A 4,508-nucleotide genomic window follows, 5' to 3' on the forward strand; every position below is an offset into this window, starting at 1 on the left:
GAGAACATCATGTCATATATTCGCGGAAAATATTACATCTGGGGAGATGGTGAGAGACTGCATTTATGGGCAACCGATGGATTTGATCACTGGAACGCAAGCGTTTGGCATGAGGGCTGGAACAAGTTCGGAAAGAGGCGAAAGATGAGTGGTGTTTCCATCCCTGACAAGGTCCTGGACCAATATGTGGTCATGAGATTTGCGGAAATTGCATGCCAAGGACTCCTTGAGCTCACAATGAATCGTGCATTGAGACATGAGGGAAATGGTGGCTGCATGGCACTTGCTAAGAATCACAAGATCTTCCAGGAGATCTTCGTAAAAGCAAAATTGGAGAATCCTTTCCCCTGGCTCGACTTTCTCGATGTGACCAAAGCGCAAAAGGGAATGATCTCGCCTGATATTGCGGCGGAACTAAGGAGGCTCTGCGCAGATCAAGGGCTAAACTGGGACAGCATGACCAAGTCTGAAAGGAAGGCCTTCATCAACAACCATGCAAGAAGTCATCCATTTGCACGACAGGCCGAATTGAAGAGAAAGCTTAAGCAACGAGCAAAACGGATGAAGAAAACTTAGACCGATGTTGATTCGAGTACGGACTCTGAATTTTCGCCTTGCTTGATCGTGACTCAGGCTTTTATTCGTTTCCTGTAACGCTTTGCACCAGCTATTAGTCTTCCGCCTGGTGCAGCAGGATTGAGCAGAGCATTGGCAAACGCTTCGCTCGCCCGTTCATTCAAGGTCAGTGTTTGTTGTTCGTAAATCGTGCGCAACGCTGCGTCCTCGGCGCTTAAAACAACGAAATCGGACACAGATGTACCTTTGATTCTGGCAGCGCGTTCAATATGCTTTTTCTGTTCCGGTGTTAGCCGGGCCTCCAAGCCTTCCTTCTTCGACTCTCTTTTCGTTACAGCCTTTCGTCTCATATCAAACTCCCGATGAACAATGTAGGGTATTCACCGTACAGACAAAATTCCGCTGTCCGAAATTACGGTTTGCTATGGTTTGATGAGGACCACGCGGCCTTTTTGCATCACCGCCACGGGGTTGTTTAACGCTCGATGAACTCGCAAGGCTCTGGCAACAGCTTTGCGAAGCAACTTTTCCACTTCCTTAGCATCATTCACGAGAAACTCGTCGGATAAGCGGCGCCGCCGATGTCTTACTTTCCTGTTTCCTGAATGATTCGCCATAATTCCTTCTTGAAGATTTTCGTTTTCTGTTTTTTGCCACCGGCCGCAATCAAGACCGGCTCCTTGCCACTATTATCGTAAATCGCCCATGTGTTTGCCAGAGGAAGATAGAGATTCAAGAAGTTCTTAATTCCTCGAGTGTATCTCCTGCGGATCATAGCTTCCGGAACATCGTGGCCACCTGCCTTGACTCTTTCTCGAACCCTTTGAATAGCAAGGTCGGTCGATTCAAGCCAAAGAAAAATCAGATAGAACCGATATCCCTTTTCTTGAAGTTGTTCTATCCAACGAGCATAGGATTGGCTTGCCAATGTACTTTCGAAGGCAATATCTTTCTGATCGTTTGCTAAAGCATGAAGTCGCTTTAACATCGACCGGCCTGCTTCGAAAGCTACAGTTTCTGGACGAAAAGCCGAAAGGCCTTGTGCTATCGAATCCGCATTGACAAACTCAACTTTTCTGAACTTCCCTTTCAAGAGGGTCGGTGCAATCGTGGATTTACCTGCTCCATTCGGGCCGGCAATTAGAACAAGCTGTGGTTTCATCTGGGAAATAAATTACCCAGGTCTTTGATGAATTCCTGGAGGTATTTATCGAATACGTCGCGGGAACTAGCGTATTCCTTGTTTTCACGCATAGATGTCTTTCCCATCCAATTCTTGCACTAGCTCTGCAAGATAGAGGATAAACGGATCATTGTTCTTGTCGATTACTGGAAATTCCTAACACCTGATCCCGGATACTGGCAGCCAATTCTTTCTCACGTTTGTCCAGCTGTGACAATTCCAAATAACTTTGCAGCGGCGATGACCAGGGCAGCCGTTCAGATTCTCGGACGTCAAAGTAAGGAAATGAATCGTCTGTTTCATAGACTACTGTGTTGAAGAATCTTTCGTCTTCATAACGGATGAGAGAACCGGTATTCGTAACGTAAATTTCGTATGATTTGGCCGGTGTCGTCACAGCGTAACGCTCCGCAGAACTCTTGCCGGTAAAAATCCACCGCGAGGATTTAGGGATCAAGTTGTTAATCTCTTTAAGCCCGCGAGCTGGAGATGAAAGTTTGATTTTCAAAATGTTCGAAATTCTGGGTGGGCGATACTTGTCCTGAAGATTGCGAAGCAATTTATCGGATTGAACCAAAGTGATTCTTTTTTTGTTTCTTTCGATGATCAACTCATTTTCCATGACTTTCAGTACTTTGGAGATTGCCGAAAGCGATAGTCTTCCACCAAGCTGTTTTATCGAAGAATAAATCTCGTTTACAGAATTGAATTGCTTCCTTCCCACCAAAAAGAGGCGGCCGACCATAGAACTATTGCCGCTGAAGATGTTCTTTATCAGTTGGCTTTCTTTGAACCGGTTTCTACGATCAAGTCTGATTGCAAGAAGATCTTTCGTTTGAATTAGATAATTTCCATTGAGATCGATCCCACTCAGGTCTTCGCGGTTGAGGATATCGACAATTGCTTGGCTCAAAAAGGGAACGATTAGGAGTCCGTTCTCTTTTTGATTTAAATAAGCTTTCAGCTGGGAGGCGGCCTGGTATACGCCCTTGGGCGCAGTCCGTGATTTGATCTCGGCTTGAAACAGCACGTTACGTCCTTTCCAACTCAGGTCGATTTCTGCATCTGGCATAGTTGGCGAGGCAGACTTCTGTTGTCTTTTAACTTTAATTTCAAGAGGAGAATATAATTCCGGCTGCTCTCTTAACTTCCCAATGACCTCTTTTTCAGTCAGTAGTAAAGTTTCCTGTTTCATGCCATTTTCCTAATTAGGAAAATAGTCAAATATAGGAAAATTGTCAAGGAACCCACAACACGATGTCTTCTTCAGCGAAGAACTGCTCTCGATTGATTATGCAAGTTCTCGACTTGATCCTGAAGGTGCCTGGCACACTGTTGTATGGCTGGACAAATTGATAGTCAGGTGTTCCACTTCGTATTAAGGCCAATCTGGGCAGCTAGTTCGCACAAGCGGACGGGCTATCACACTGTAGTGGTCAGCTTTTCGGTTTGTTTATCTACGGACTGAATGACTGCTTGAATCGCGTCGACCTCGGATTCCTTAAAGTATGCTTCCCCACACTGCGAACATACCCAGGCTGGAACCGCATCGAGCAGGAGATGATAACCTTTGCGGTCAATGTGAAAAGGTGCAGTGCCTCGTTCCATTTTGCCCTGGCAGTGAGTACATTTCATTTGTTTTTCCTCTTCGCAAAATTATTTGTCTAGCCTAAAGTTTCGAAGCGGTCACTAATTTTTCAACTTCCTCTTCAGTCAATTCCTCTGTCGTTTTTTCCACTAACAGGGCAGCAAGCTGCATGGGTTCAATGCTGACATGCTGATGTTTTTGGATACTGTTGGAGATCTTTTGCAAACGTTTTAATGTTTGCGGTCTTAGCGGAAGCAAACGGCGTTCTGTCCACGCCGGATCGGTCGCACGACCTCCACCCTCTGGAACCCGAAACCGCTTATTGACTTCCGCGAATAATTGCAGTGCACCAAAATATCCCCCTTTCGCTGAGACTTTCCCTTTTCGTTCTGCATGGAGAATCCTGGCGATTTTTGTTTTATCCAAAGTTTTCATGATTCCTCCGTAAAGTCTGTGATGCTGAAGTATTCATCCCCAACAACAAGTCCTACGTCACCTTGTTTTCCCGTTCCGCCGAACACTAGGTATAAACAGAACCACAAGGACGCTTTTTCGGCCAGCAGCAAATCTCGAAATGGTTCTTCTTCCTGTTTTCTTCATCTTTGACTGCTACGATCAATATAGATCGATTCCGATGATAACACAAGCGATAACAAAGGATTGCCAAAGAAATTAATCGTTTTCTTGATCGGAGCCGGATGGAAATTCGTTCAGGAAGGCGGCGTCGCGGGCGTCTTCGTCGGGAAGGTAATGAAAGTATGTGTCGATCGTTACCTGGATCGAACTATGGCCCATCTGGCGGGAAACCCACCAGACAGATGCGCCTTTTTGGAGAAGAAAGGTTGCGTATGTATGGCGGAGATCGTGCAAGCGGATTTTTCTTAGTCCCAATTTTTTCAGGATCCCGGCATGAACCTTTCTGCAATGGTTAATGTTGATTCGCGCTTTGCCTGAAAGTGAACAGAGCACATAGAGAACTGAACCGTATTTTTGCTTTTGCTCCGCTTTCCAGGCGCGCAAGTCCTGAGCAAGGGAGTCGGTTAATTTCACGAAGCGAACACTTTTCTTGCTTTTGGGCGGTCCAAGCTTTCCATCTTTCGTAAGGGTGCGTCTGATATGAATTCTTTTCTTGTCCAGGTTGACTTCTTCCCAATTGAGCGC

General features: G+C 45.8%; 7 protein-coding genes. 1 reads left to right on the forward strand and 6 read right to left on the reverse strand.

Translation table 11 applies throughout. The features are described from left to right. A partial coding sequence (locus L0156_15905) for a hypothetical protein (protein ID MCI0604478.1) occupies positions 1-576 on the forward strand: 576 nt, incomplete at its 5' end. A gap of 53 nt (positions 577-629) precedes the next feature. On the opposite strand, the gene L0156_15910 is transcribed toward L0156_15905, so the two are convergent. From L0156_15910 to L0156_15935, 6 genes are all read right to left on the reverse strand, one after another. Beyond that, the gene (locus tag L0156_15910; protein ID MCI0604479.1) at positions 630-926 is read right to left on the reverse strand and encodes a DUF1778 domain-containing protein; all 297 of its coding nucleotides are present in this window, start codon (positions 924-926) and stop codon (positions 630-632) included. 236 nt (positions 927-1,162) lie between these two features. After that, positions 1,163-1,738, reverse strand: coding sequence for a zeta toxin family protein (locus tag L0156_15915; protein MCI0604480.1), 576 nt, complete (start codon positions 1,736-1,738; stop codon positions 1,163-1,165). A gap of 148 nt (positions 1,739-1,886) precedes the next feature. Next, positions 1,887-2,954, reverse strand: a complete 1,068-nt coding sequence (locus tag L0156_15920; GenBank protein MCI0604481.1) for a hypothetical protein — start codon at positions 2,952-2,954, stop codon at positions 1,887-1,889. Between the two features lie 227 nt (positions 2,955-3,181). Beyond that, positions 3,182-3,394 (reverse strand): YgiT-type zinc finger protein, encoded by a 213-nt coding sequence (locus L0156_15925; GenBank protein MCI0604482.1) that lies wholly within the window; start codon positions 3,392-3,394, stop codon positions 3,182-3,184. A gap of 34 nt (positions 3,395-3,428) precedes the next feature. Continuing rightward, a complete protein-coding gene (locus L0156_15930; protein MCI0604483.1) occupies positions 3,429-3,782 on the reverse strand; it encodes a hypothetical protein in 354 nt (117 codons plus the stop codon). Positions 3,783-4,019: 237 nt separating this feature from the next. Continuing rightward, positions 4,020-4,508 (reverse strand): site-specific integrase (locus L0156_15935; GenBank protein ID MCI0604484.1); only part of this gene is annotated, 489 nt, incomplete at its 5' end.

Source organism: bacterium (assembly GCA_022616075.1).
Lineage (GTDB): Bacteria > Acidobacteriota > HRBIN11 > JAKEFK01 > JAKEFK01 > JAKEFK01.